The following is a 26419-nucleotide window of genomic DNA, read 5'->3' as shown; positions in this document are numbered from 1 at the left end:
GACATGACCGATCAAGTCATCAAATCACTGACCGATCCGAGCCTCCTGATCGCGCTGCTCGTCGCCATCGCGGTGTTCGCGACCGTCTTTACACTGCTGCCGGCGTTCAGCGGAAACCAGCTCAAGTCGCGCATGAAATCGGTCGCGCTGGAGCGCGATGAGCTTCGCGCCAAGCAGCGCGCGCGGCTGGCAACCGAGGCCGATCGCCGGCGCAAGGGCTTGCGCGAAGAACAGTCGGTCGGCATGCGCAACATTGTCGACCGGCTCGATCTGCGCCGCGCCCTTGCCGACGAAAGCACCTTGCAGAAGCTCAAGGTTGCCGGCTTTCGCGGCCAGAATCCGCTGACGCGGTTTCTGTTCTTCCGTCTCGTGCTGCCCTTCGTCGGCTTGGCGTTGGCCCTGGTCTACATATTCGTGCTCGGAGGATTGCCCGACAAGCCATTGGTCATCCGGCTGTTCGTTTGCATCCTCGTTGCCTATGCCGGCTTCTATGCGCCGGTTGTCTATGTCAACAACCGCGCCACCAAGCGCAAGCAATCGATCCAGATGGCGTGGCCGGATGCGCTCGACCTGATGCTGATCTGCGTGGAATCGGGCATGTCGGTCGAAGCCGCGCTCCGCAAGGTCGCCGACGAGATCGGCGCGCAATCGGTGGCACTGGCTGAAGAGTTCATCCTGACCAACGCCGAGCTTTCCTATCTGCAGGAACGCAAGCAGGCTTACGAGAATCTGGCCAGCCGCACCGGCCTGGAATCGGTCAGGTCGGTGTCGCAGGCACTCGTCCAGGCCGAGCGTTACGGCACGCCGGTGGCGCATGCGTTGCGCGTGCTTGCAGCCGAGAGCCGCGACCAGCGCATGAACGCCGCCGAGAAAAAGGCGGCAGCCCTGCCGCCAAAGCTCACCGTGCCGATGATCCTGTTCTTCCTGCCGGTGCTTTTCGCCATCATTCTGGGTCCCGCCGGCATTCAGGTTAGCCAGCGCGGCATCTTCGGCAGCGATCATGCGTCATCGACTGCCCAGTAACGGCGGCACATCCCTGCATGACATCTAGAAAAAGCCGCGCTGAACCAGGCGCGGCTTTTCATTCATGGTCGCAACGGATTTCGTCTCATGCATGTCGCCCAAAACTGCGCATGCATGAAATAGTGACTTGAGCGCGCCGGCTGAAATCAGCTTCCGGCGCGGCGCGCTTCAGTTGGTCGCCGACTTCGACTTGTCCTTGTCCTGGTCCTTGAGCTGGCTCCAGGCATTCTGCTGCGCCAGCATGTGCCTGAGATAGGCGACATTGGCCTGCGCCTGCTCGGGCGAGAGCTCCTGCGAGGCGATCTTCTCGGCTTCGTCGAAGCGGCCTTGCAGGCCGACGACGAGCGCGAGGTTCTGGCGCACGCGGCTGTCGGCGGTGGGTTGCTGTGCGGCCGAACGCATGTAGGTTTCGGCGGTGCGCAGATCGCCTGCCAGCACATAGGACATGCCGAGATTGGAGAGAACCGAAGGCTCGTTCGGCTTGAGTTCGAGCGCCTTACGATAGTCCTGGCGCGCCTGGTCCTTCTGGCCGAGTTGATCGAGGATGGCCGCTTCCGCCGACACCAGCCTCCAGTCGGGATATTCCGGCGTCTGCGCGCGCTGCATGGCGTCGAGCGCCGCTTCGAACTGGCCATTGGCGGCCAGCGCCTTGCCATACGAGGCGAGCACGTCGCGATCCTTGGGGTAGGCGATCGCCAGCTTGCGCATCACGGCAAGCGACTGGTCGGCATCGCCGTCCATCTGCAGCGCGGCCGCGAAATTGGTGGCGATTCGCTTGTCGTTGGGGTTCCTGGAGTAGGACTGGCCAAGGGAAGCGGTGGCATTGTGGAGTTCGCCCGCCGACATGGTCTCCAGCGGTTTGCCGCTGGTGGTGCGGCCGATCGAGCCGGTGGTGAGATTGCTGGTTCCACAGCCGGCGACACCCGCGGCGAGCGCCAGCATGAGGGCCGTGGTGATCAGCCGTTTTCCCCTGACGTCGATGGTGCGGTTGGTCGGCATCGGCCTAGGCCTCCATTCATGCGCGGCCATTGCGTGGCCATCTTTCCTCCCGCAGAAATATTCTGTTAACCCTAACGGACGGTTAAGAAACGCCGACTCGCCAGGGTCGGCAGGAGAACATCGAATGCCTGTCGAACTCGTCGAGAAGAAATTGCAGGGCGCGCTGCCGGTCCATCTGGTCGCCAGGGATGGCCTGGAGGCCGCGGGCCTTGCGCCGTCCATGGTCGCCTGGGCCAGGGTCAACGGCTTTTCCGGGGAGGCAGGCAGGACGCTGGCCGTGCCTGGCGAAAATGGCGCGCTCGCCGGTGCCTTGTTCGGTCTTGGCGACGGCGATGGCGCGCTCGCGCTCGGCGCGCTGGCGAAAGCCCTGCCCGAAGGCGACTGGCATTTCGCCTCGATGCCGGCCGATCCGCAGCTTGCGGCAATCGCGTTGGTGCTTGGCGGCTATGTCTTTACCCGTTATGGCAAGAAGCCGGGCAAGACGCTGCGCTTCGACCTGCCGGCCGGTGCCGATGCAGCGCGCGTTCGCCGCATCGCCGATGGTGTCTTCCTGACACGCGACCTGGTCAACACGCCGACCAGCGACATGGGGCCAGACGATCTGGAGGCGGCGGTGCGCACCCTGGCCGAGGTCCACAAGGCCGAAGTCTCGGTCATCAAGGGCGACGACCTGCTTGTGCGGAATTTCCCGATGATCCACGCCGTCGGCCGCGCATCCGTCGGCGCGCCGCGCCTGATCGACATGACATGGGGACGGCAAGACGCGCCGAAGGTGACGCTGGTCGGCAAGGGCGTCTGTTTCGACACCGGCGGTCTCGACATCAAGCCGTCATCCGGCATGCTGCTGATGAAGAAGGACATGGGCGGTGCGGCCAATGTGCTTGGTCTGGCCTCGATGATCATGGCCGCCCGGCTGAACGTGCGGCTGCGCGTGCTGATCCCGGCGGTCGAGAATTCCATCGCCGGCAACGCCTTCCGGCCGGGCGATGTGCTGGCGAGCCGCAAGGGCATCTCGGTCGAGATCGGCAACACGGACGCTGAAGGGAGGCTCGTGCTGGGGGACGCACTGGCGCTGGCCGATGACGAGGAGCCTCAGCTGCTGATCGACATGGCAACGCTGACCGGAGCTGCCCGTGTCGCGCTCGGCCCTGATCTGCCGCCGTTCTACACCGGCGACGAGGCGCTGGCTTCCGACCTGGCGGCGGCTTCCGCCGCGGTCGAGGATCCGCTTTGGCGCATGCCGCTGTGGCAGCCCTATGAGGCGAAACTGTCGTCGAAGATCGCCGACATCAACAATGTCACATCGGACGCTTTCGCCGGTTCGATCACGGCGGCGCTGTTCCTCAAGCGCTTTGTCGAAAGGACGGCGAGCTGGGCGCATTTCGACATCTTCGCCTGGAGCCCCGCCGACCGTCCGCACGGCCCCGCCGGCGGCGAGGCGCAGGGTATTCGGGCGTTGGAGCGGATCATCTCTAAACGCTTCGGCTAACGGATAGGATCATGGTTCAACAACAAGGTTGAGACTGAAACGGAACCGAAACAATTTGCCGTCATGCTGGACGGATGTCGATTGCACTGCGCCCGAGCCAGGCCTTGCGACTGTGGCAGCAAGTGATGCTGTCGCAGGTGCGCGACGATGCGCCCGACCTGACCATGCGCCAGACGGCGATCCTGTTCACCATCTATCTCGATCCGCCGCCGCACACGGTGCGCGGGCTCGCCGCCCGCCTCAACGTCACCAAACCGGTCATCACCCGCGCGCTCGATACGATGGGCGCGCTGAAGCTGGTGTCGCGCCATCGCGACGAGCTCGACAAACGCAATGTGCTGATCAAGCGTACGGTCGAGGGCGCGCTCTTTGTCGAGCGCTTCGGCGATGGTATCATCGCCAGAGCCCACGAACTGCCGATCTAACCAACCAACCTTGACCGAGTTGCTGATTTGACTGCCAGGGATGCCCGCCTTCACGCCTTTCGTTCCGACCTTGCCGATGCAAGATTGAAAGGAGAGGTTACCGCCGACCGCTTTGTCGCCGGCCGGCCGGCCCGGATCACCGCCTCCGTTGCCGATCTGCGCAAGGCGCCGCGTCCGGATGCCGGCATCAACACGCAGCTCCTGTTCGGTGATGATGTCCTCGTCTTCGAGGACAGGGAAGGCTGGGCCTGGGTCCAGGCCGAGCGCGACGGCTATGTCGGCTATGTCGCCGACATGATGCTGGGCGGACGCGACCGCGCGCCCACCCATATCGTCTCGGTACCGCGCACCTTCCTCTACCCTGGTCCGGACCTGCGTTTCCCGATCGCCGGACAGCTGTCGATGGGATCGACGGTAACCGTGGCAGGTGCCGCCGAAACGCGGGGCACGCACTATGCTGTCCTGCCTTCCGGCGAGGCCGTCATATCAGGTCACCTTCGGCCGATCGGTGAGAGGGCGAGCGACTATGTTTCGGTGGCCGAGATGTTTCTCGGCACGCCCTATCTCTGGGGCGGTGTTTCCGGCTTCGGCATCGATTGCTCGGGCCTCGTGCAACTGGCGATGCGCATGGCCGGCAAAAACGTGCTGCGCGATTCCGACATGCAGGCGGCAAGCATCGGCGAGCCGCTCGATCCGGGCGCTGATTTCTCAAAATTGCGGCGCGGCGACCTCGTCTTCTGGAAAGGCCATGTCGCCGTCATGACCGATGCCGAGACCATGATCCACGCCAATGGCCACACCATGCTGGTCTCGCGCGAAGGGCTGAAGGACGCCATCGCCCGCATCGGCTATCTCTACGGTGGGCCGACAGGGTTCAGAAGGCCGTAGCACTGATCTTCCCTTCTCCCCTTGTGGGAGAAGGTGTCGCCGAAGGCGACGGATGAGGGGTGTTCCAGGGAACGCCAACGTCTCACTCCGCTGGAACACCCCTCAACCGTCTCGGCGCTGCGCGCCGATCCACCTTCTCCCGCAGGGGGAGAAGGAAGAACAGCTCGATCCCCTTTTGTTCCGATTTTCCTTGGCGTTGGGCCGCCGTCGCGCTACCTCTGGGAGCGTGACCGAGCAACCGCGCCTTGCCAATCAGAATGCAGCCGTCGTCCTGCCCGAACCATTCATCAGATGGTTCGGCGGGAAAGGCTGGTCGCCGCGCGCTCATCAGATCGAACTTTTGGCGAAGGCCCAGGCCGGGCAATCGGTGCTGCTGATCGCGCCGACGGGCGCCGGCAAGACGCTGGCCGGGTTCATGCCGTCGCTGACCGAACTCGCCGTCAGGCCAAGGCGAAAACCGGGCCAGGCGCATCGCGGCATTCACACGCTTTACATCTCGCCGCTGAAGGCGCTGGCGGTCGACATCGAGCGCAATCTTGGCAAGCCGGTGGAAGAGATCGGCCTGCCCGTCACCATCGAGACGCGCACCGGCGACACGCCCTCCCACAAGCGCCAGCGGCAGAAGCTGGTGCCGCCCGACATTCTGCTCACCACACCCGAGCAGTTGGCATTGCTCATCGCCGCCTCCGACGCCCGGCGCTTCTTCGAGGATCTGCGCTATGTCGTGCTCGACGAATTGCACTCGCTCGTCACGTCGAAACGCGGTCATCTGCTGGCGCTCGGGCTGGCGCGGCTACGCGGCTACGTGCCCGGCCTGCAGACAATCGGTCTCTCGGCGACGGTCGCCGAGCCGGACGAATTGCGACGCTGGCTGGTCAGCCAGAACCCACCCGGCGATATGTCCGAATTGATCGTTGTCACCGGTGGCGCGAAGCCTGAGATTTCCATCCTCGATTCCGAAGAGCGCGTGCCTTGGGCAGGACATTCGGCGCGCTACGCCACGCCGGAGATCTATCGCGAGATCAAGCGCCACAAGACGACGTTGCTGTTCGTCAACACCCGCAGCCAGGCGGAGCTGCTGTTCCAGGAATTATGGCGGGTCAACGAGGACACCTTGCCGATCGCCCTGCATCACGGCTCGCTCGATGTCGCCCAGCGCCGGCGCGTCGAGAAGGCGATGGGCGAGAACGCACTGCGCGCCATCGTCGCCACCTCGACGCTCGATCTCGGCATCGACTGGGGCGATGTCGATCTGGTCGTGCATGTCGGTGCGCCGAAGGGGGCGAGCCGACTGGCGCAACGCATTGGCCGCGCCAACCATCGCATGGACGAGCCGTCGAAGGCGATCCTCATTCCGGCCAATCGTTTCGAGGTGCTGGAATGCCGGGCAGCGCTCGACGCCAACTATCTCGGCGCCCAGGATACACCGCCGCTGGTCGATGGCGGGCTCGATGTGCTGGCGCAGCACGTGCTCGGCTGCGCCTGTGGCGCGCCGTTCCGTGCCGATGATCTGTTTGAGGAAGTGCGAACGGCGGCGCCCTATGCCAGCCTCGACCGGCCCACCTTCGACCGCATCATCGATTTCGTCGCCACCGGCGGCTACGCGCTGAAAAATTATGAGCGCTACGCCCGCATCCGCCTCAACAAGGATGGGCTATGGCGCGTCTCCAATCCGCGCGTCGCACAGCAATACAGGCTGAATGTCGGCACCATCATAGAAGTGCCGGCGCTCAACGTGCGCTACGTGCAGGCTGGCAGCAAGGGCTCGGCCTCACGCGGTGGCCGGGTTCTCGGTAAGATCGAGGAGGCTTTTCTCGAAACCTTGACGCATGGCGACACCTTCATGTTTGCCGGCAAGGTGCTGCGCTTCGAAGGGATCCGCGAGAACGAATGCTTCGTCTCGAATGCGCCCGGCAGCGATGCCAAGGTACCCTACTATGGCGGCGGCAAGTTCCCGCTTTCGACCTACCTTGCCGAGCAGGTCCGCATCATGCTGGACGACCCGGGGCGCTGGAAGAAACTGCCCGAGCAGGTGGCCGACTGGCTGAGCTTCCAGGCCGACAAATCGGTGCTGCCAAAACGCGATGATCTGCTGATCGAGACCTTTCCGCGTGGCAATCGCCATTATCTGGTCGCCTATCCCTTTGAAGGCCGGCTGGCGCACCAAACGCTCGGCATGCTGCTTACCCGGCGTCTTGACCGGGCGGGCGCCAGACCACTCGGCTTCGTCGCCACCGACTACGCGCTGGCCATATGGTCGCTGGCTGATATGGGCGCGATGTTCAAGGCCCGGAAGCCCTCGCTCGGTGCGCTCTTCGACCAGGATATGCTTGGCGACGACCTCGAAGCCTGGCTGGCCGACAGCTGGCTTCTCAAGCGCACCTTCCGCAACTGCGCGCTGATTTCCGGACTGATCGAGAAACGCCACCCGGGCCAGGAGAAAAGCGGCCGCCAGGTCACGGTATCCACCGATCTGATCTACGATGTGCTGCGCAGCCACGAGCCCGACCATGTTCTGCTGCAGGCGACACGTGCCGATGCCGCGGCCGGCCTGCTCGATGTCAGCAGACTTGCCGACATGCTCTCGCGCATCCAAGGTCGAATCGTGCATAAGGATCTGGAACAGATTTCGCCGCTTGCTGTGCCGATCATGCTTGAGATCGGCAAGATGCCGGTGAACGGCGAAGCCGATGAAACGCTGTTGATGGATGCCGCGACGCTGGTCGCAGAGGCCATGGGGCCGGAGATGGTCGAGGAATGAACTTTTCGCTGGCGAGGACATCGCTGATCGCCGAGGCCGACCTTGTCGGCATCGCCGGCGAGAGCGCGGTCTGCGATCCTCGCGGCGTGCTCTATTTTCCGGAGCTGCGGCTTCTGGCGGTATCGGACCTGCATCTCGAAAAAGGTTCATCGCTGGCGCGGCGCGGCGCGCTCATCCCGCCCTACGATACCGGCGCGACGTTGCTGCGGCTGCAGGCGGTGATATCGGATTATCAGCCCTCGATCGTCATCAGCCTGGGCGATAGCTTCCATGATGGCGGCGGCGCCGAGCGCATGCATTCGAGTTTTCGCGAGCGGCTGGAAGCGCTGATGGCAGGCCGCGACTGGTTCTGGGTTGCTGGCAATCATGATCCGGAAGCGCCGGCCGACCTGCCCGGCGAGACCGTGCGCGAACTGGCGATCGGCTCGCTGCTTTTTCGGCATGAGCCATCCAAGCTGCGCGTCGAGGGCGAGATATCGGGTCACCTGCATCCGTGCGCGCGCATCGTACAGCAGGGCCGCTCGGTGCGCAGGCGCTGCTTTGCCGGCGACGGTGGCCGCATGATCATGCCGGCCTTTGGCGCCTATACCGGTTCGCTCAATGTGCTCGACCGCGCCTATGCCGGGCTGTTCCGCCTGGAATCGCTGATGGCCTACATGCTTGGCGTCGACCGCATCTTCGCCATCTCCGGCTCGATGCTGCGGCCCGGCTGACCTCAACGTCCATAGTAGAGCGTGACCGTGTGCTTCGCCTCGGCGAAGAACAGCCAGCGCTCGACCAGCGTGCCGGCGAACTGGACGATCGCGGCGAGCACCGACGGCACCGCTGCAAAGGGCCAGGGCAGGCCAAAGGTGACGGCGAGAAGCAGGACTGGCAAGGCAAAGGCCAGAGCTTGCGTGATCTGGCGCAAGCGTGCGCCATGCTTGCGCGCGATGCGAAAACCCATTTCCTTGAGCAGGTAATTTTCTTCGGTATGCGGCCACTCCAGCGATCGCACCGTGCCGCCGGCAAGGCCGGTCGCGGTGTTGGCGGTGGTCGGGATCTCCAGTCGGTCGTTGTAGCGCCATGTCGCCAGCTTCCAGCCCCAGCCGATCACGGTCAGCAGCACACAAGCCGCCAGAAGCGTCTTTGAACCGATATCAAAACTCTGCAGCAGCGCATTCAACAGCACGCTGCCGGTCATCGCCGAGAAGATGAGATAGCCGGGCAGGGTGAAGCGGCTGTGCCACTGGGCGATCGGCTTCAGCGACGCGTAGATCATGCCTGTGGTGCAGACGGTGACTACCGCGCAACAGGCCGTCAGAATTCCGGCAATGGCGACCCAGCCGTCCGTGCGGCCCAAGAACACCCAGCCGATGCCGAACAGCCCCGCCGGGATGAAGGTGATGACGGAGGCAACGCCTTCGCGCGACAGCCATGAACTGCGCCATTGCGAGAACGCCCGCCAGGCGCGTTCGGGCCTGCCGAGATGGCCGGTCGAGGACAACAGTCCAGCCGCGACCAAGCCGAGCGCCAGACCCAGGCCGATGAGGCCGAGCCAGAAATCGGGCGGGATGATCTGCAAGCCTCCGAGCACGCCAAGCAGCGCCAGCAGGCCGTAGCCTGCTCCTGTGGCGGTGGTGAAGAAGACGACGGAAAAGGCTGGATGCATGTTCTAGTTCGAAAGCATGCGGTCGACCCAGCCGAGGAAGCCGCCCTCGGCCCGCACCGGCTCAAGCGGCTTGGCGGGCACCGATGCGGCGCATTGCGTGTGGGCGCGCGGCGGCAGGTATTTGTTGGTCGGGTGATAGCCGAGTTCCGGCATCAGGTCGACGCCGCCGCGCTCCGCCACCAGTTGCGAGACGGCAGAATGGGGGTCGCCGAGGTCGCCGAAGTGCCGGGCGCTGGTCGGGCAAGCGGCGACGCAGGCCGGCACCCGGTCTTCTTCGGCCAGATTGTCATTGTAGATGCGGTCGACGCACAGCGTGCATTTCTTCATCACGCCGACATCGGTATCGAATTCGCGCGCGCCGTAGGGGCAGGCCCAGCTGCACAATTTGCAGCCGATGCACTTGTCTTCGTCGACCAGCACGATGCCGTCCGAGGCCCGCTTGTAGGAGGCGCCGGTCGGGCAGACGGTGACGCAGGCCGGCGTCTCGCAATGCAGGCAGGAGCGTGGGAAGTTGACCGTGCGCCCGCCCATCTCGGTGGTGTGCTCGTAACTATGGACGCGGTTGAACCAGACGCCGTCGGCATGGCCGCCATAGGGATCGATGTCGGTCAGCGGGGCCATGTGGCCGCCGGTATTCCACTCCTTGCAAGCGGTGACGCAGGCCTGGCAACCGACGCAGGTATCGAGGTCGATGACCAGGCCGAGCCTTTTGTCGGTGTGGGAGGGAAGGCAGGTCATCCGGTGGTTTCTCTTTTCGTGCGGAATTCGGCGCCGAAGGTCAATTTATCGGGCGCGGGCTCGAAATGCGGGGGTTGTTGAAACCGCTCGAATTGCGGTTCGGTGAAGCCGGCTTCCTCATCAGCGCATTTGACGATGCGCACGCGCAGATCGAACCATGCCGCCTGGCCAGTGACCGGATCGGAGTTCGAATAGCGTTTGCCCTGCGCGTCCGCCGCGGTCTGGTCGCCGATGACATGGTTGAGCAGGAAGCCGCGATTGCTCTCGGCCGCGTCGTCCTTCAGTCCCCAGCTGCCGCGCCGCTTGCCGATCGCATTCCAGGTCCAGACCGTGCTTTCGTTGACGCCCTCGACCAGCTTGATCTGCCCCTTCACCTTGCCATTGACACTTTCGATCCACACCCAGTCGTCATCGGCCAGACCGAGGCCGGCGGCGGTCCGGTGATGCACGAACAGCCGGTTCTGGCTGGTGATTTGCCTGAGCCACGCATTTTGCGAACCCCAGGAATGGTACATGTGCATCGGCCGCTGCGTCAGCGCGTGCAGCCGGTATTTTTCGAGATCGACGGCCGCTTCCTCGAACGGCACGTGCCAGAACGGCAGCGGGTCCATGTAGGTCTCGATGCGCTGGCGATCGCCCTCTGGCGGCAACACGCGGCCGTGGCCTCGCGCGGCGAGGCGGAAGCGCTGCAACGGCTCGGAATAAAGCTGGAAGACGATCGGCTCCGCCGTGGGGATGAAGCCCATCTGCACGGCGAAGTCGAGATAGGAGCGGTTGGCCATCTTGTAGTAGCGCTGGTCGTCAGCGAGGTCGTGGTGCCAGAAGCCGCCATTGTCGATGTAACGCTGCAACTGGTCCGGATTGGCCTCGCCCTTGCCGATCGACGTCCCGTCCTTGCCGCGCCAGCCGGCAAGCGGGCCGATGCCCGGCGTGCGCTCGTGGTTGACGATGTAGTCGGCATAGTCGGCATATCTGGCCGAGCCGTCGTCCTTGACGAAACCGGGCAGGCCGAGCCGCGCACCGAGTTCGATCAGCACCGACTGGAACGCCCTGACGTCGCGGTCCGGCTCGACGACCGGATGGCGGATGGCATCGCCCGGCCCGTCGGCATGGCTGATCGGCCGGTCGAGCAGGCTGATGCAGTCATGCCGCTCGAGATAGGTGGTGTCAGGCAGCACGAGGTCCGCGAACGGCACCGTCTCGGAATAATAGGCGTCGGAATAGATGATGAAGGGAATCTTGTAGTTACCCGCATCATCGCTGTCGGTCAGCATGGCCATGGTCTCGACGGTATTCATCGAGGAATTCCAGGCCATGTTCGACATGTACATCATCAGCGTGTCGATCGGGTAGGGATCGCCGGCCCAGGCATTGCGGATGACGGTGTGCATCAGGCCGTGCGCGGCCAGTGGCGCCTCCCACGAATAGGCCTTGTCGATGCGAAGCGGTGTACCAGCCTCCTCGACCAGCAGATCGTCCGGGCCACAGACGAAGCCAAGCGGCATGCCGTCGAGCGGCGTCATTGCCTTGGTCGCCTTTCCGGCGGGCTTTGGGCCCGGCGGTGCCGACCTGGGGTAGGGCGGCTTGAAACGGAAGCCGCCGGGAACATCCACCGTGCCCAAGAGAACCTGGAGCAGGTGGATGGCGCGGCAAGTGTGAAAGCCGTTGGAATGGGCGGAGATGCCGCGCATCGCATGCATCGAGATCGGCCGACCCTTGATCGTCTCGTGCCGGCGCCCCGCCCAGTCGGTCCACGCGACCGGCAGTTCGATCGTCTGTTCGAAGGCGACATGGGCGAGTTCGGCCGCGATCCGGCGGATCGTATCGGCCGGAATGCCGCAACGCTCCGCGACCGCATCCGGCGCATGGCTCTCGTCGAGGTAGCGGTCGGCAATGAGCTGGAACACCGGAACGCAGTGACGCCCTTCGATCGTAAAGCTGCCGGTCAGCGCCGGCCTTGCCTCCGGATCGGTTGCCTTGACGGAGGTCTTCGCCACCCTGTCCCAGGCCAGCGGATTGCCGTCGGCGTCGCGGACGAACAGACCGTCGTCGGCAGCGCCCGGCTCCTGGACGACGAGGATATGGGCGTTGGTGTAGCGCAGCAAATAATCGAGATCGACGCGGCCGGCCTTCAGCAATTCGTGGATGAGCGCGAAGACGAACAGGCCGTCGGTGCCCGGCCGGATGCCGATCCAGTCGTCGGCAATGGCATTGTAGCCGGTCCGGCACGGATTGATCGACACCACCTTGGCGCCGCGCGCCTTGAGCTTGCCGAGGCCTATCTTGATCGGGTTGGAATCATGATCCTCGGCAACGCCGAACAGCATGAAATATCTGGTGTTGTCCCAGTCGGGCTCGCCGAACTCCCAGAACGAGCCTCCGATCGAGTAGAGCCCGCCGGCCGCCATGTTGACCGAGCAGAAGCCGCCATGAGCGGCGAAATTCGGCGTGCCGAACTGGCTCGCCCACCAGCCGGTCAGGGATTGCGACTGGTCGCGGCCGGTGAAGAAGGCGAGTTTTTTCGGATCGGTCCGGCGGATGGCGGAGAGCCGTTCCGTGGCGATCGCGAACGCTTCCTCCCACTCGATCTCGCGGAACTCGCCCGAACCGCGCGGGCCTGTGCGCAACAAGGGCTTCTTCAGCCGGGCCGGGCTGTAGTGCTGCATGATGCCGGAGCTGCCCTTGCCGCAGATCACGCCGCGATTGACCGGATGGTCCTTGTTGCCGTTGATGTAGCGGACCTTGCCGTCCTTGATGTGCACGTCGATGCCGCAGCGGCAGGCGCACATGTAGCAGGTGGTCTTGGCGATGCTGTCGGAAACATCGGGCGAGGTGTCGACGCCGTCGCCTTCATCAGGCGCGCGCGTGTCCGCCAGCGGGAGCTGCGATGGTGCCGAATTCGCGCCGCGCGGTGGTCCGAGCATCATGATCCAGTGCGGTTCGCGGATTTGGCCCGCGTCTTCGGTCCGGGGCCGCGCATGTAATGCTCTTCCGGGTGGTAGCGATCGCCGGTCAGCCGTCGCCTTATGCCACGGGCCCAATGGGCAAACAGGGATCTGAACCGCCCGATCATTTTATTCGCTGCGACCTGATGGCCAATTTTTTCTAACTTCGACTGAAAAAGTAGAATAAAACTATCGATCCGTCTAATCAGTTGTTCTTGTAAATTCGATCGATATTGGTTCTTAATGCGCGCATGACCCTGGACCAGTTGCGCATTTTCGTCGCCGTCGCCGAGCGCGGCCACATGACCAAGGCAGCGGAGCTTTTGGGCATCTCCCAGTCGGCGGCATCGGCCGCCATCCGCGCGCTCGAAGAGCAGCACGGCGTGCACCTGTTCAACCGCGTCGGCCGCAACATCGAACTGGCCCAGACCGGCCATCGGTTCCTGCCGGAGGCCAAGGCCGTGCTCGAGCGGGCCACCGCCGCCCGCAATGTGCTTGAACATGTCTCGCAGACGATCGCCGGCAGCCTCTCCATCGCGGCCAGCCTGACTATCGCCAGCTACTGGCTGCCGCGCCGGCTGGCTTCCTTCCACGAAGCCTATCCGGCCGTCAGGCTGAGCGTCACCATCGGCAACACCAGGCAGGTCGAGGCCAGCGTGCTGGATGGAACCGCCGATCTCGGCCTGGTCGAGGGGCGCACCGAATCCGACATATTGCGCCGCGCCAAGGTCGATACCGACAGGCTGATGCTGGTCGTTGCCAGCTCCCACCCCGAGATCGTTGAAACCGCGCCTGGCCATCCCGACATCAGGGGCCTGCGCTGGATCATCCGCGAGGGCGGCTCGGGCACGCGTGAGGTGCTGGAGGATCTGGCGCGGCGCGAGGGGATTTCGCTTGCCGACCTGCAAATATTCCTGGTGCTGCCCAGCAACGAGGCTGTCCGCCAGGCGGTCGAGGCGGGTGCCGGCGCCACCATCATTTCGGACCTGGTCGTCGGACGCGCCGTTGCCGAAGGCAGCCTGCGGTCGGTGCCGCTCGAACTGCCGAAACGCGACTTCGCCATGATCACGCACCGGGATCGCCAGGCAAGCCTGGCCCAGATGGCGCTCAAGGCGCATCTCGGTGCCGAAACAACCGGATCTGCGCCAGCATAAGGTTCGTTGAGATTCAGGTCAGGCCGTGCCGAAAATGGTTGGTTCCGAGAACCGGAACGGAGCGTACGTTCGGGTACGCGAGTACCGGAAGCGCAGGAAACGGCCATTTGCAGGCCGGCATCACCTGAATATCAACGGACCGGTCAGCCGAACTTGCGCTGCGCGTCGAGAGCCAGGCCAAGCCCGACCGAGCCGAACATGTCGCCCTCGATGACGGAAGCCTGCGGCACCAGCGACAGGATCTCCCGTCTTGCCAGCGGGATCGCGGTCGATCCGCCGGTCAGGAACACCGCGGTGATGTCGGATGGTTTGACCCGCGCGTCGCGGATGGTCTCCCCGACCGTTGCGGTGACCCGCTCGATGTCCCGGGCGATCGTGGCGTCCAGCCCGCCGCGCGTGATCTCGGCGGAGAAGTCCGCCCCCGGCAGCTTCACCGCCACCTCGGCGGATGATCTGTCCGTCAACTCGATCTTGGCCTTTTCGACCAGTGCCGCCAGCGCGTGCCCATAACGATGCTCGACGATGTGGATGAAACGATCGACCAGGTCGGCGCGCACGGCCTCGTAGCGGATCTGGCGCAGATGCGTCATCGCCTTGGCGGTGTAGACCAGGTTGATGCGCTGCCATGTCGCGAGATCGATGAAATAGCTGGCCGGCAGATTGCGCTTGCCGTCCTTGGTCGGGGTCAGATAGCCGAGCCGCGGCATCACATGGGCAATGCTCAGCAGCCGGTCGAAATCCGTGCCGCCGATATGAACGCCCCGGCTGGCCAGGATGTCGTCCTTGCGGTCCAGCGAGCGGGAGCGCTCCGGCGAGACGCGCACGACCGAGAAGTCCGACGTGCCGCCGCCCATGTCGATGATCAGCGCCAACTCCTCGCGCGTGACCCTCTGCTCGTAGTCGAGTGCCGCGGCGATCGGCTCGAACTGGAAAGCAATGTGCTTGAAGCCCTGGGCGTGGGCGGCCTTTTCGAGGTCGCCCTGCGCATTCGCATCGGCTACCGGATCGTCGTCGACGAACTGCACCGGCCGGCCGAGCACCACCGTCTCGACCACGTCGCCGGCGTCTTCTTCGAGCTTCTTCCTGAGATGTCCGAGGAATAGGCCGATGATTTCCATGAAGCCGATCGAGCGCGCCTTGATGCGCGTCTTTTCGTGCGCCAGCGAACTGCCGAGCACGCTCTTCAGCGAGCGCATCAGCCGGCCTTCGACGCTGTCGGTGTAGTTGGCGATGGCCTGGCGGCCAAAGCAGATGCGGCCGTCCTCGAAATTGAAGAACACCGCGCTCGGCAACGTGACCTGGCCGTCTTCAAGCCCGACGAGGCGAGGCTGCCCATTGCGGACCACGCCAACAGTGGAGTTCGACGTGCCGAAGTCGATACCGGCGAATGCTGGTCGCAAGGCAGCCTCCTGTCATTGTTGGCAGGCAGCGGATCGGCGCTCGCGGAAGGGAGCGCGCGCTGCGGTTTCGGGCGGCCGAACCACTCTGCCGAATTGATCACTCTGCCGAATTGAATTGCTTGCCCGTCGGGCGGGGAGGAGCGGTCTACAGCATGACCCGGGAAAGGGGAACCCCTTTTGGACGTCTCAGTCCCTGCGGAAGACCAGCCTGCCGAGCCAGCCCGTCAGCATGGCCAACGATATGGCGAAGACGCCGTAGAGGAAGGCATAATCGTGCGCGACGCGGAAGATCGACTGTTCGAAGCCGGACTTGCGGATTTCGAGCTGGGCCGAGCTCTCCTTGATGAACAGGCCGCTCTTGAACAGGAATGCACGGGCTTTATGGGTTCCAACTGGCACATTCGGCGCCAGCCTGACGGTGGCGCGGAACAGGTTCTGCGACAGGAACTGCACGCCGCCGACATTCTCGCTGTAGAGGCCGGCCGCCGCCTTGCGTTCGCGCAGCGCGGCGGTGAATTCCTGGATCGTCGCCGGGCTGTCGCCGGCATCGGCGGGCTGCATGTAGAGGTTGGAGGCGCCGAGCGACAGCTGCTTGTAACTGTTCGGTTCGGTAATGTCTTGCAGCGGCCGTGTCGTCGCCACCGAATAGGAGACCGGCACGTTCTCGAAGGTTTCCGATTCCAGATTGATCCAGACGCCGAGCACCCGGTCCTTTCGGCGCACCACCACAGGCTTGGGCGGCCCTTCGAGCACGACGATGACATCGTAGCGGCCCTGGCGGGCAACCAGCGGGTCGGGGTTCTCCAGCGAACCGAAAATGGTCAGGTCGGCACCGGAAAAGCCGGCGGTGATCGAGACATTGTCTGTGGAGAGCCCGATCTGGATGCCTTCCGTCAGCGGCGTCTGTGCCTTCGCCGGCAAGGCGGCCACCAGCAAGGACAGGAGAATGGCAGTTGCGAATGCGTTAGGGCCCGCCATCAGTTGAGACCCGCGCCGGACAGCGAATATAGGTTGGGCGGCGTGACGAACAGGCCGATGGCAAGCCTTATCGCCACCGCCAGGACCAGCAACGCCAGGAGCGCCCTTAATTGCTCGCCGCGCAGCCTCTGGCCGGCCTTGGCGCCATATTGTGCGCCGGCCACGCCACCCGCCATCAGCAGGAAAGCCAGCATCACGTCGACGGTCTGGTTGGTGCTGGCGTGAACCAGCGTCGTGTAGGCGGAGGTGAAGATGATCTGGAACAGCGACGTGCCGATAACCACGTTGGTCGGCACTTTGAGCAGATAGATCAGCGCCGGCACCATGATAAAGCCGCCGCCGACGCCCATGATGGACGACAGGAAACCGATGCCGGCGCCAAGGCCTAGCACCGGGATGACGCTGACGAACAGTTTCGAGGCCCTGAAGCGCATCTTCAGCGGCAAGCGGTGGATCCAGTTGTGCTGGCCGGATTTCTTCATAACCGGTGCCGCACCGCTGCGCGTCGCGCGCAGCGCATTGACGCTTTCGACCAGCATCAGTCCGCCCACGGTGCCGAGCAGCACGACGTAAAGCAGTGAGATGAACAGGTCGAGCTGGCCGAGCCTGCGCAGGAAAGCGAACACGAAGATGCCGCCGGTCGAACCGACAACGCCGCCGGCCAGAAGCACCCCGCCGAGCTTGAAGTCGAGCGTACCCCGCTTCATGTGCGACAGCGCACCGGAGAAGGAGGAGGCGATGACCTGGTTGGCGCCCGTGGCGACCGCGATCGCTGGCGGAATGTTGTAGAAGATCAGGAGCGGGGTGATGAGGAAGCCGCCGCCGACGCCGAACATGCCCGACAGGAAGCCCACCGCGGCGCCCATGGCCAGCAGCACGAAGACGTTGACGGAAATTTCCGCAATCGGGAGATAGATGCCCACCCGTCAGTCTCGATCAGTTTGCCTGTCGGCGAATACAGCCGTTGCGGACAGTCTCGCATCGAAAAGCCAATTTTTTCTTGCGCCGACGCGGCGGCGGGGAAAAACCCCGTCACCGGGCCGAAACAAAAAACATCTCAATCAGTTAACAGGCAAATGTGTGGCAAGGGCGTCGTGGAAGCGACGCATCTGCCGTTATTTGCGCGCCAGCAGTGCCTTGACCAGTTTCTCGTCGACCGCGCCGGTGGCCGGCATCTTGTTGTCGGTCTGGAAAGCCATGATCGCGGTCTTCGTCTTCTGGCCCATCTTGCCGTCGGCACCACCGGCGTCGTAGCCATTCTTGTTGAGAATGCGCTGGATGTTCTGGACCGCTTTTTTCATGTCGATGCTGGCGGTGGTCTGCGGCGTGCCTTCCTGCCAGGCATCGGGAATGTCGACCGAATTGGCTGCCACGTTGAGCGGCTTGGCCTTCCACAATTCGGTCGCGGCACGGGCGCGCTCGAGCTGTTCGGGCCGCAGCGCATTGGCAATCTCGTCGCGCTTGGCGGCCGCGTCCTTGTCCCCGGTCTTGGCGACGAGCGCGAACCATTTGTAGGATTCCTCGAGGTTCTGCTTCATGCCGACGCCCTTGGCGGCGAGAATGCCGAGATTGAACTGGCTGTCCTTGACGCCGAGGTCGGCGGCCTCCTGGAACCAGTGGGCGGCCGATTCATTGTCGGTCACGCCGTCGGCGGCCATGGCGAACAGCACGGCCAGATTGTGCATGGCGCTGGCGTTGCCCTGCTCGGCGGCCATCTGGTACCAGGTCTTCGACTTCTTGATGTCGCGCGCGACGCCGATGCCCTTCTCGTAGAAATTGCCGATACGGTATTCGGCCGGCGCGAAGCCGAGTTCCGCCGATTTCTCATACCATTTGGCCGCTGTCGCCATGTCTTCCTTGACGCCGCGCGACTCCGCGTAGCGCGAACCGATCTCGAACAGCGCCTTGGCGTCGCCGCCGGCGGCGGCATCGCGGAGCCCGACCGGGCCGGCCTCGGCCGGAATGTCGAACTTGGCCGCGGCTGTCGCGGCGGATGTATCCGTCGGCGCAACCGCGCCAGTGGTGTCGTTGCCCTTGGTGTCGTTGGTCGCGGTTGGCGCGGCCATGGTCGGCTGGGCATCGCTGGCCGTCGCCTGCGCGCCACCGGTGATGGCCGCCGGCGTTGACGTCGTCGGGGCCGTCGAATTGGGCGCCGTCGGCGCGGCCGGAGCCATTGCATCGGAGGCGCCGAAGCCGGAAGCAGCGGCCGAAGCCGCGGGTCCCGATGTCGGCCCGGTGGCCGGTGCCGTATCCGCCATCGCATCGTTGTCGGAAGGCATCGCCATGGCGGTCTGGTTGACCATGTCGTCTTTAGCGATCGGTGCGGATGGTTCGGCCTGCCTGACGGCGTGGGCCGGCGCGTTGTCCGTTGCCGCCGGCTGGGCTTCCGCCTTCGGCGGGCTGGCTGCGTCGACGGATGCCGTATGAACCGGCTGCGAGGCCATTGGTGCCGCGTCGTTGCTTGCCACCTGGGCCGGATCGGAGAGGAATGCCTTGCCGAGCTGCAGGCCGGCAAGCGCCAGCATGATCGCGGCCGCCGCCATCAGGATCGGCTTGCGCCGTGCCTTGAGCAGGTCGCCGATCCTGAGCGCCTTTACCGGCCCTTTCATCGTCGACTGGCGCTTCAAGGCATCGGCTTCGGCCGCGGCGGCCTGCGCCGCGCGCCGCGCCGCCGCGATGAAGTCCGATTTGGAGGCATCGCTGTCGCTGAGCTTTGCCGGCTGGCCCCGCTCGTCGCGCACGCGCTTCATGATGGCATTGAGGTCGGGTGCGCCCGAGCCGGGCTCCAGCGGCCGGTTGGCCATTTTCGGGTCGAGCGGCTCGTCGAGATCGACGCTCGGGATATCGGCGCTCGGCGCCGAGCCGGCCAGGGGCGGAATATCCGCCGCCTTCTTGCCCTTGAAGGCGCGTGCCAGCCCGCCGAACATCGATTTGCGGCCGGCCGGCTGGTCCTTCTCGGCAATGGTGTCGGAACCGAGTGCGGCCATGGCGGCTGCAGCGGCGGCTTCCGCCGGCGAGCGTGTGCCTCCCGGCTCGTTGCGCATTATGGCGGCGGCACGGCCGTCGAGATCGGCCATGTCGCCCGTCAGCGGCATCGGCGCGTCGATATCCATCGACGGCGCCTCGACAGCCATCTTGGCCGTGCGTGCGCGGCGTTTGCCGACTGCTTCATCCGGCCGTGCGTCCAAAAGCTCGCTTACCGCCTCGGACGGATCGCTGGTTTCCAGCGAGCCCAGCCTGTCGACGATCTTGAGCAGCGTGTCGTGGATGGCCTCGAAGGTCCGCGAATTGCGCTCGTCGGAACGGCGTGTCAGCGTCTCGAGTGTCTTCAGGTCCTGCGCGAGCCCCGAAACGGCGGCGGTATTGGCGCTCGATCCGGCGAGCGACTGCACTGCGTTTTCGGCCGCTTCGCGAGCCGCGCCGAGGATGGAATCGCGGGTCCCGGCCAGCGACTTCTCGATTTCGTTGAGGCGCGGGCTGATGTCTTCGAATTCCGGCAACGGCGTGCCGGGCTTGGAAAGATGCGCGGACAAGCCGGTGACCTGCGCCTCCAGGCTGCGGATCAGCGCCGGGTCGATGCCGGCAACCTGCGCGGCCGATGCGTCGAGCCGGCTGGAAATGTCCACGAGGCGGCTTTCCAGGCTGCGGATCGCCGCTTCGCCGGCGGGATCGGGAGCGCGCGTCTCGATGCGCTTGGCGAGCGCGGTGAAGCGGGCGTCGATGGCCTCCATGATACTGGCACTGTCGATCTGCGGCACGCGCTGGTCCAGCCGGTCGGCAACCTCGTCCAGTCGGCGCTCGAGATCGCGAAACAGCATGTTGCCCTGTTCGATGGCGTCGCCCTGGCGGCGTTCCATCATGCTCGACAGCACGTCAAAACGCTGCTCCAGGCCTTGGAAGATATAGTCGGCATCGGGCATGGCCGGCGCCTGGTCGATCTTGTCGGCGATGAGCGCGATCTGCTTGGCCAGCCGTTCCATCGCCTGTTCGGGCAGGTTGGCGCGGCCGGCGAGTTCGTCGACCCGGCTCGACAGCGTGCTCAGGCGATCCATGACTGCATTGCCGGGGCGGTCCTGCGCCACTTCCTCGATCTGCAGGGCCAGAGAATCGATCCGCTTCTCGATGCGCTCGAAGGCTTCATGGTCGAGCGAATTGGCCTGCGCCGCGACGGTCGAGGCAACGATGGCGCGGGAAATTTCGTCCAGCCGCTCGTCGATCATGGCCAGCGTGTCGCCGCCGCGATTGTCCTGCTGGCTGGCGAAGTGATCGACGGCGCCGGCCAGCGTGCGGACTTTTTCCTCCAGCGAACGCAGCGACAGCGATTCCGGCAGGTTGTTGACGGCATTGCTGATCTGCTCCAGCCGATCGGTCAGCGCGGCAAGCGCGGGCTCGTCTGAGCGCTTGCGCTGGTCGGCGTCGACGCGGTCTTCGAAGGCTGTCCAGCGGCGATCGAAATCATCCCAGCGGCGATCGACCTTCTGCACGCTCTCCTCGCGCGCCAGCGTGTCGAGCGCGGCCTTGACCTGCTCAAGTTCCAGCCGCAGCAGGTTGACGCTTCTGTCGTCGCTCTTTTCCGACAGCGACTTGATGGCGCCGGAGAGCCGTTCGAATTCGACGCCGAGTTCGGCGCTGCCCTTGCCCGATCCGCCTGGGCCCGATGCGCCCAGCTTGGCGTTCGACTGGAAGGCGCGATCGATATCCTTGCGCAGTGCTTCGAATTCGCGCTGCAGTCCTGATGTCATCTGGTGGCGCAGTTCCTCGCGCATGCCGCGCAACTCGCCGGCGATCTTGCCGACCATGGCGACGCTGTCTTCCTGGCCGCGGACGCGGTCGATGTCACGGGCAATGGCCTGATAGCTCTGGTCGAAGGCGGGGGGCGGCACTGGGGCCTTGGCGCGGGGTGCCGGCTGCGGATCCTCGTACCAGCGCTGCTGGCCGGCAGGCTGGGTGGCGGGATAGCGGGGATCGGCTGCGGGATAGCGCGGTTCGGCGCCATACTGGCGGGGAGCGGGACGTGCCATCGTGTCTTCGCGCGTCTGCCCCAGCCGCTGTTCCAGCGTCTCCAGCGAGCGGTTGAGCTGCTCGAGCGTGGTCTGCGGCCTGCGCGGCCTGCCGGCGTTGAGTGTATCGAGATAGGACCGCTTGCTGTTCATCGGTGCGTCCGTCTTTCAGATTGGCCAGTTTGCGACCAGCTCCCCAAGTCCCTGCCGGAACGAGGCGACCGCGCTTCCATGCGGTGGAAGACAAGCTTCCCGGGGTTCACCCGCGCTCCGAAAAACCGTGAAAAATTCGATACAGGATAAACACGGGTAGCCGACATGCGCACATTTCGCCCAACGTGGTAAACAACGCGTTAACCAAGCTTAAGAAGTTGGAAGGAAGTTCACGGCCGCGCCTGCGCTGGGCATCGCACTTGCGCTGCGTCAAAAAGCACCGTCCGCGGAACGCCCACAGAACGCCCTTGCGTCATGAGGCGGCTATCGGTATAGAATTGACGTAAACGTAAAAGGCGCATTGAGTGTGCTGTTTTGCGATTTGTTTGTCGAAACCACGGCCGGAAGCACGCCCCCGCTTCCAGTCAGGCGACGCATGGTCAAGGACCGCGACGCCACCAGACGGGGAAAGCCAGTGACCATGAAGCTTATTTCGGCCGGCGAGACCGCGGCCAACACCAACAATATACCTGTCGAAGCCGGCGAGGATCTCGTCCGCATCGGCGAGATGGCCAAGAAGTACGGCGTGACGCTGCGCACGCTGCGTTTCTACGAAGACAAGGGCCTGCTCAATCCTCAGCGTGACGGCTCGACCCGCCTCTACACGCGCCGCGACAGGGCCCGGCTGAAGCTGATCCTGCTCGGCCGCAAGGTCGGGTTCTCGCTGCGCGACGTCAAGCAGATGATGGATCTCTACGATCCGACCGGGTCCAACACCAAGCAGCTGCGGCTGGCGCTCGACAAGTCTGAAAAGCAGCTTGCCCGCCTGCAGAAGCAGCGGGCGCTGATCGACGACGCCATCAACGAGCTGGGCGGCTCGATGACGGCGGTGCGCCAGATGCTGGCCGAGCGCTCGGCGCCGCAGGCGAGCGTCGCGGGCTAAGCCAGCCCCCATCTGCTTTCAACCGAAAAAGCCGCGTGGCCGTTGCCGCGCGGCTTTTTTAGGATGGGCGCAGCGGACCGCCGCGCTAGGATGATGCCTGCGCCTGTGAATTGGTGATCCGAAGGCCGGTCGCGCCTGCAGCTTCAAGAAGCGCAAGCAGGCTCCAGAATGCGTCCGGGGAAGCCGTTCCGAAGTCCACGTTCAGCACTTTGGGCCGAATGGAAGCCGAGTGGATGATATTTCCCAATTCGGCGCCCTCTTGGTGACGCTCGTCATCGGGATCGAACCAGTGCTGGAACCAGATGCCTATCTGGTCGAGCGGAGCAGCCGCGAGCGTGTGATGGATCACGACATCGTTCCATTGCAACTGCTCTATCAGGAATTCGGCGCGCTCAATCCGACCTGATAATCCGGCTCGAATGTGAGGAAATCCGGCTGAAGCTCGATGGGATCGACTTTGCCGTCATTCTTGACAAAGTCGACGCAACAAAGCCCCCGAAATATCCCGCTATCCTCACCGATCTGGAACTTTACTTCGGGGGACCCCTGAACGCAGCTCTGCCGCTGCTTTGCTACGAACGCCCGAAACTGATCCAGGTAATGGCTCTGAACGCTGATTATGAATGCGGCGGGGTTCATGCGATGAAATTGCCCTGTCGCGAACAGCCGGGCAAGCGGCCGCTTGCAAAATTTCGGACAAAGCCTGGCAAAAATTTTTGCGGCGCAAACAATTGACGTTTACGCAAACGTCAATAATTGCTATTGCGACTTCGACATTGGCTCGCCTGCCGCGCACGGCTTGGTTTGGGGCCAAATCCGCATGGTGGAGGAAAAGCATGCCGATCTACAGGGCACCGGTCCAGGATACGCTGTTCGTGTTGAACGAGGTGCTGGGCTACCAGCGCTATTCGAACCTTCCCGGATTTGCGGACGCCACGCCCGACGTGCTGGAGGCGATCCTCGCGGAGGGCGCCAAGCTTGCCGAAAACGTCATGCACCCGCTCAACCGTGTCGGCGACATGGAAGGCTGCGTCCGTCACCACGATGGCTCGGTGACGACGCCCAAGGGCTTCAAGGAAGCTTTCGACCAGTACCGCGAAGGCGGCTGGATGGGGCTTGCCGCGCCGGTCGAGTTCGGCGGCCAGGGCCTGCCCTATGCCGTGCACACGGCGGTTGCCGAATACATGGTGTCGGCCAACATGTCGCTGATGATGTATCCGGGCCTGACGCAGGGCGCGATCGCGGCGATCATCACCCACGGCACCGACGAGCAGAAGACCAAATGGCTGCCCAGGATGGTCGAGGGCGCCTGGACCGGCACCATGAACCTGACCGAGCCCCATTGCGGCACCGATCTCGGCCTGCTGCGCACCAAGGCGGTGCCGAACGGCGATGGCACCTACAAGATCTCGGGCCAGAAGATATTCATCTCGGCCGGCGAGCACGACATGTCGGACAACATCGTCCATCTGGTGCTGGCCCGCATCGAGGGCGCGCCGGAAGGCGTCAAGGGCATCTCGCTGTTCATCGTGCCGAAGCTCAAGCTCGATGCATCAGGCAATTCGGGGGAGCGCAACACCCTCTCCTGCGGTTCGATCGAGGAGAAGATGGGCATCCACGGCAATTCGACCTGCGTCATGAATTACGACGAGGCCGAGGGTACGTTGCTCGGCGAGGAGAATGGCGGCTTGAAGGCCATGTTCACGATGATGAACGAGGCACGGCTCGGTGTCGGCCTGCAGGGGCTGTCGCTCTCCGAGATCGCCTACCAGAACGCCGTCGCCTACGCCAAGGACCGTTTGCAGGGCCGCTCGCTGTCGGGGCCGAAGGCGCCCGACAAGAAGGCCGACCCGATCATCGTCCATCCCGACATCCGCCGCTCGCTGATGACCATGAGGGCCTTCAACGAAGCCGGCCGCGCGCTGGCCTTGTGGACGGCGATCAAGTCCGACATCGCGCACCGTTCCGGCGACGAAAAGGACCGCCAGGCGGCTGACGACTACACCGGCCTGATGACCCCGGTGGTCAAGGGCGTGCTCACCGACAAGGGTTTCGACCACGCCGTCATGGCGCAGCAGGTGTTCGGCGGCCACGGCTACATCGAAGAGCACGGCATGAGCCAGTTCGTGCGCGATGCCCGTATCGCCATGATCTATGAAGGTGCCAACGGCATCCAGGCGCTCGACCTCGTCGGCCGAAAGCTCGGCCTGAACGGCGGCCGCGCCGTCCAGGCTTTCTTTAGGGATGTCGGCGAATTCTGCGAGGAAAACCGCGCCGACGAAAAGATGGCGCCCTTCACCAAGGCGTTGAAGAAGGGTCTCAACGATTTGCAGGCGGCGACCATGTGGCTGCTGCAGAACGGCATGGCCAAGCCTGACAATGCCGGAGCCGCCTCGACCGACTACATGCATCTCTTCGGCCTTGTGGCGCTCGGCTACATGTGGGCGCAGATGGCCAAGGCGGCGCTGGGTAAGACCGGCGCCAACGGTTCCCAGTCTTCCTATGAAAACAACATGGCGTTCTATGACAACAAGATGGTGACTGCGCGCTTCTTCATGGAGCGGATCATGCCGGAGACGTCGGCGCACCTTGCCCGTATCTCGAGTGGTGCGGACACGCTAATGGCGCTGCCTGCGGAAGCGTTCTAGGTTTGTCGGCCGGCACCGCCGGCCCACAATTGTCGGAACGCGGAGGAAATCGTGGCGACAAATCCAGCTGAAGTGCTTTCTTTGCCGAAACCCGCCTGGGCGGCGGACGAGGTCGGCATGCTCTACGACATGGCGGTCCGCTTCATGTCGGAGGAGATCGCGCCGCGTTACGACGAGTTCGAGAAGAACGAGATGGTCGACCGCGAAAGCTGGCTGAAGGCGGGAGCCGCCGGCCTGCTCTGTGCCTCGATGCCGGAAGAGTATGGCGGCTCGGGCGGGACCTTCGCGCATGAGAGCGCCATCATCGAGGCCATCGGCCATGTCGGTGTCGACGGCTTCGGCATCGGCCTGCACAATTCGATCGTCGCCCCTTACATCCTTCACTACGGCTCGGAAGAGCAGAAGAAGAAGTGGCTGCCGAAGCTGGCGACCGGCGAACTGATCGGCGCCATCGCCATGACCGAACCGGGCGCCGGCTCGGACCTGCAAGGTGTCAAGACGCGGGCGCAGAAGGACGGCAACCAATACAAGGTCAACGGTTCCAAGACCTTCATCACCAACGGCCAGCTCGCCAACTTCATCATCGTCGTCACCAAGACCGATCCGGAAAAGGGCGCCAAGGGCACCTCGCTGATCGTCGTCGAGACAGATGAAGTGGAAGGTTTCGAGCGCGGCCGAAACCTCGACAAGATCGGGCTGAAGGCCAACGACACGTCGGAGCTGTTCTTCAACGACGTGCGCGTGCCGACCTCCAACCTGCTTGGCCATGAGGAAGGGCAGGGCTTCATCCAGCTGATGCAGCAGCTGCCGCAGGAGCGGCTGCAGATCGGCACCGGCGCCATCGCCATGATCGAGCGGGCGCTGGCGCTGACCATCGACTACGTCAAGGAGCGCAAGGCGTTCGGCAAGGCGATCATCGACTTCCAGAACACCCAGTTCAAGCTGGCCGAACTCAAGACCGAGGCCACCATCGGCCGCGTCTTCTACAATGATTGCGTCGCCCGCCACATCAATGGCGGCCTCGATCCGGTGACGGCGTCGATGGCCAAATACTGGCTCAGCGATCTGCAGGGAAAAGTCGTCGACGAATGCCTTCAATTGCATGGCGGCTATGGCTACATGAATGAATATCCGATCGCCCGCATGTTCCGCGACGCCCGTGTCCAGCGCATCTACGGCGGCACCAACGAGATCATGAAATTGCTGATCGGCCGCTCGCTCTGA

19 protein-coding genes are annotated in these 26419 nt (G+C 64.1%); 11 read left to right on the top strand and 8 right to left on the bottom strand.

Features of this window, described 5'->3' with window-relative positions; genetic code table 11:
- Positions 1-3: 3 nt before the first annotated feature.
- A complete protein-coding gene (locus tag LB577_RS03635; protein WP_013897304.1) occupies positions 4-1023 on the top strand; it encodes a type II secretion system F family protein in 1020 nt (339 codons plus the stop codon).
- A gap of 168 nt (positions 1024-1191) precedes the next feature.
- Here the strand turns inward: LB577_RS03635 and LB577_RS03630 are convergent, their stop codons facing one another.
- Entirely contained in the window at positions 1192-2022 is an 831-nt protein-coding gene (locus LB577_RS03630) for a tetratricopeptide repeat protein (protein ID WP_224685592.1), read from the bottom strand.
- Positions 2023-2146: 124 nt separating this feature from the next.
- Between LB577_RS03630 and LB577_RS03625 the strand changes: the two genes are divergently transcribed.
- The 5 genes from LB577_RS03625 (at position 2147) to pdeM (ending at position 8298) form a co-directional block, all read left to right on the top strand.
- A complete protein-coding gene (locus LB577_RS03625; protein ID WP_224685591.1) occupies positions 2147-3511 on the top strand; it encodes a leucyl aminopeptidase family protein in 1365 nt (454 codons plus the stop codon).
- Positions 3512-3585: 74 nt separating this feature from the next.
- A complete protein-coding gene (locus tag LB577_RS03620; RefSeq protein ID WP_140570030.1) occupies positions 3586-3936 on the top strand; it encodes a MarR family winged helix-turn-helix transcriptional regulator in 351 nt (116 codons plus the stop codon).
- A gap of 27 nt (positions 3937-3963) precedes the next feature.
- Positions 3964-4824 (top strand): NlpC/P60 family protein, encoded by an 861-nt coding sequence (locus LB577_RS03615; protein WP_224685590.1) that lies wholly within the window; start codon positions 3964-3966, stop codon positions 4822-4824.
- 226 nt (positions 4825-5050) lie between these two features.
- Entirely contained in the window at positions 5051-7585 is a 2535-nt protein-coding gene (locus tag LB577_RS03610) for a ligase-associated DNA damage response DEXH box helicase (protein WP_224685589.1), read from the top strand.
- On the top strand, positions 7582-8298 hold the full coding sequence (gene pdeM, locus LB577_RS03605; RefSeq protein WP_224685588.1) for a ligase-associated DNA damage response endonuclease PdeM: 717 nt from the start codon (positions 7582-7584) through the stop codon (positions 8296-8298). Before LB577_RS03610 ends, pdeM begins: the two co-directional genes overlap by 4 nt.
- A 2-nt stretch (positions 8299-8300) precedes the next feature.
- On the opposite strand, the gene LB577_RS03600 is transcribed toward pdeM, so the two are convergent.
- From LB577_RS03600 to LB577_RS03590, 3 genes are read right to left on the bottom strand one after another with little or no spacing between them, the layout of a single operon-like run.
- A complete protein-coding gene (locus LB577_RS03600; protein ID WP_224685587.1) occupies positions 8301-9236 on the bottom strand; it encodes a dimethyl sulfoxide reductase anchor subunit family protein in 936 nt (311 codons plus the stop codon).
- Between the two features lie 3 nt (positions 9237-9239).
- The gene (locus LB577_RS03595) at positions 9240-9974 is read right to left on the bottom strand and encodes a 4Fe-4S dicluster domain-containing protein (RefSeq protein ID WP_224685586.1); all 735 of its coding nucleotides are present in this window, start codon (positions 9972-9974) and stop codon (positions 9240-9242) included.
- Positions 9971-12901: a molybdopterin oxidoreductase family protein gene (locus LB577_RS03590; RefSeq protein ID WP_224685585.1), complete on the bottom strand. Its 2931-nt coding sequence runs from the start codon at positions 12899-12901 to the stop codon at positions 9971-9973. The genes LB577_RS03595 and LB577_RS03590 overlap by 4 nt, the downstream gene beginning before the upstream one ends.
- 269 nt (positions 12902-13170) lie before the next feature.
- Between LB577_RS03590 and LB577_RS03585 the strand changes: the two genes are divergently transcribed.
- The gene (locus LB577_RS03585; RefSeq protein ID WP_224685584.1) at positions 13171-14073 is read left to right on the top strand and encodes a LysR family transcriptional regulator; all 903 of its coding nucleotides are present in this window, start codon (positions 13171-13173) and stop codon (positions 14071-14073) included.
- 143 nt (positions 14074-14216) lie between these two features.
- On the opposite strand, the gene LB577_RS03580 is transcribed toward LB577_RS03585, so the two are convergent.
- From LB577_RS03580 to LB577_RS03565, 4 genes are all read right to left on the bottom strand, one after another.
- A complete protein-coding gene (locus LB577_RS03580) occupies positions 14217-15473 on the bottom strand; it encodes an Hsp70 family protein (protein ID WP_224685583.1) in 1257 nt (418 codons plus the stop codon).
- Between the two features lie 186 nt (positions 15474-15659).
- A complete protein-coding gene (locus LB577_RS03575) occupies positions 15660-16451 on the bottom strand; it encodes a TIGR02186 family protein (protein WP_224685582.1) in 792 nt (263 codons plus the stop codon).
- Positions 16451-17374 carry a sulfite exporter TauE/SafE family protein gene (locus LB577_RS03570; protein ID WP_140570009.1) on the bottom strand — a complete coding sequence of 308 codons (924 nt, stop codon included), beginning with the start codon at positions 17372-17374 and terminating at the stop codon, positions 16451-16453. Before LB577_RS03570 ends, LB577_RS03575 begins: the two co-directional genes overlap by 1 nt.
- Before the next feature lie 192 nt (positions 17375-17566).
- The gene (locus LB577_RS03565; protein ID WP_224685581.1) at positions 17567-21604 is read right to left on the bottom strand and encodes an SEL1-like repeat protein; all 4038 of its coding nucleotides are present in this window, start codon (positions 21602-21604) and stop codon (positions 17567-17569) included.
- Positions 21605-22085: 481 nt separating this feature from the next.
- On the opposite strand from LB577_RS03565, the gene LB577_RS03560 reads away from it, so the two are divergent.
- The 4 genes from LB577_RS03560 to LB577_RS03545 all read left to right on the top strand — a co-directional run bounded on the left by LB577_RS03560 (position 22086) and on the right by LB577_RS03545 (position 26419).
- Positions 22086-22547 carry a MerR family transcriptional regulator gene (locus tag LB577_RS03560; protein ID WP_224685580.1) on the top strand — a complete coding sequence of 154 codons (462 nt, stop codon included), beginning with the start codon at positions 22086-22088 and terminating at the stop codon, positions 22545-22547.
- A 229-nt stretch (positions 22548-22776) separates the two neighbouring features.
- A complete protein-coding gene (locus LB577_RS03555; protein WP_224685579.1) occupies positions 22777-22953 on the top strand; it encodes a hypothetical protein in 177 nt (58 codons plus the stop codon).
- 430 nt (positions 22954-23383) lie between these two features.
- Positions 23384-25195, top strand: a complete 1812-nt coding sequence (locus tag LB577_RS03550) for an acyl-CoA dehydrogenase (protein WP_224685578.1) — start codon at positions 23384-23386, stop codon at positions 25193-25195.
- Between the two features lie 51 nt (positions 25196-25246).
- Positions 25247-26419, top strand: a complete 1173-nt coding sequence (locus tag LB577_RS03545) for an acyl-CoA dehydrogenase family protein (protein WP_224685577.1) — start codon at positions 25247-25249, stop codon at positions 26417-26419.

It is taken from the genome of Mesorhizobium sp. B283B1A, from assembly GCF_020165735.1.
Lineage (GTDB): Bacteria > Pseudomonadota > Alphaproteobacteria > Rhizobiales > Rhizobiaceae > Mesorhizobium > Mesorhizobium opportunistum.
Note: the sequence above shows the minus strand (reverse complement) of the source record. Positions and strands in the feature narration are given on the sequence as shown.

Coding starts and splice junctions, on each gene's coding strand:
- LB577_RS03635 (WP_013897304.1), top strand. CDS start 4: ATGACCGATCAAGTCATCAAATCACTGACCGATCCGAGCCTCCTGATC.
- LB577_RS03630 (WP_224685592.1), bottom strand. CDS start 2,022: ATGCCGACCAACCGCACCATCGACGTCAGGGGAAAACGGCTGATCACC.
- LB577_RS03625 (WP_224685591.1), top strand. CDS start 2,147: ATGCCTGTCGAACTCGTCGAGAAGAAATTGCAGGGCGCGCTGCCGGTC.
- LB577_RS03620 (WP_140570030.1), top strand. CDS start 3,586: ATGTCGATTGCACTGCGCCCGAGCCAGGCCTTGCGACTGTGGCAGCAA.
- pdeM (WP_224685588.1), top strand. CDS start 7,582: ATGAACTTTTCGCTGGCGAGGACATCGCTGATCGCCGAGGCCGACCTT.
- LB577_RS03600 (WP_224685587.1), bottom strand. CDS start 9,236: ATGCATCCAGCCTTTTCCGTCGTCTTCTTCACCACCGCCACAGGAGCA.
- LB577_RS03595 (WP_224685586.1), bottom strand. CDS start 9,974: ATGACCTGCCTTCCCTCCCACACCGACAAAAGGCTCGGCCTGGTCATC.
- LB577_RS03590 (WP_224685585.1), bottom strand. CDS start 12,901: ATGATGCTCGGACCACCGCGCGGCGCGAATTCGGCACCATCGCAGCTC.
- LB577_RS03585 (WP_224685584.1), top strand. CDS start 13,171: ATGACCCTGGACCAGTTGCGCATTTTCGTCGCCGTCGCCGAGCGCGGC.
- LB577_RS03575 (WP_224685582.1), bottom strand. CDS start 16,451: ATGGCGGGCCCTAACGCATTCGCAACTGCCATTCTCCTGTCCTTGCTG.
- LB577_RS03565 (WP_224685581.1), bottom strand. CDS start 21,604: ATGAACAGCAAGCGGTCCTATCTCGATACACTCAACGCCGGCAGGCCG.
- LB577_RS03560 (WP_224685580.1), top strand. CDS start 22,086: ATGAAGCTTATTTCGGCCGGCGAGACCGCGGCCAACACCAACAATATA.
- LB577_RS03550 (WP_224685578.1), top strand. CDS start 23,384: ATGCCGATCTACAGGGCACCGGTCCAGGATACGCTGTTCGTGTTGAAC.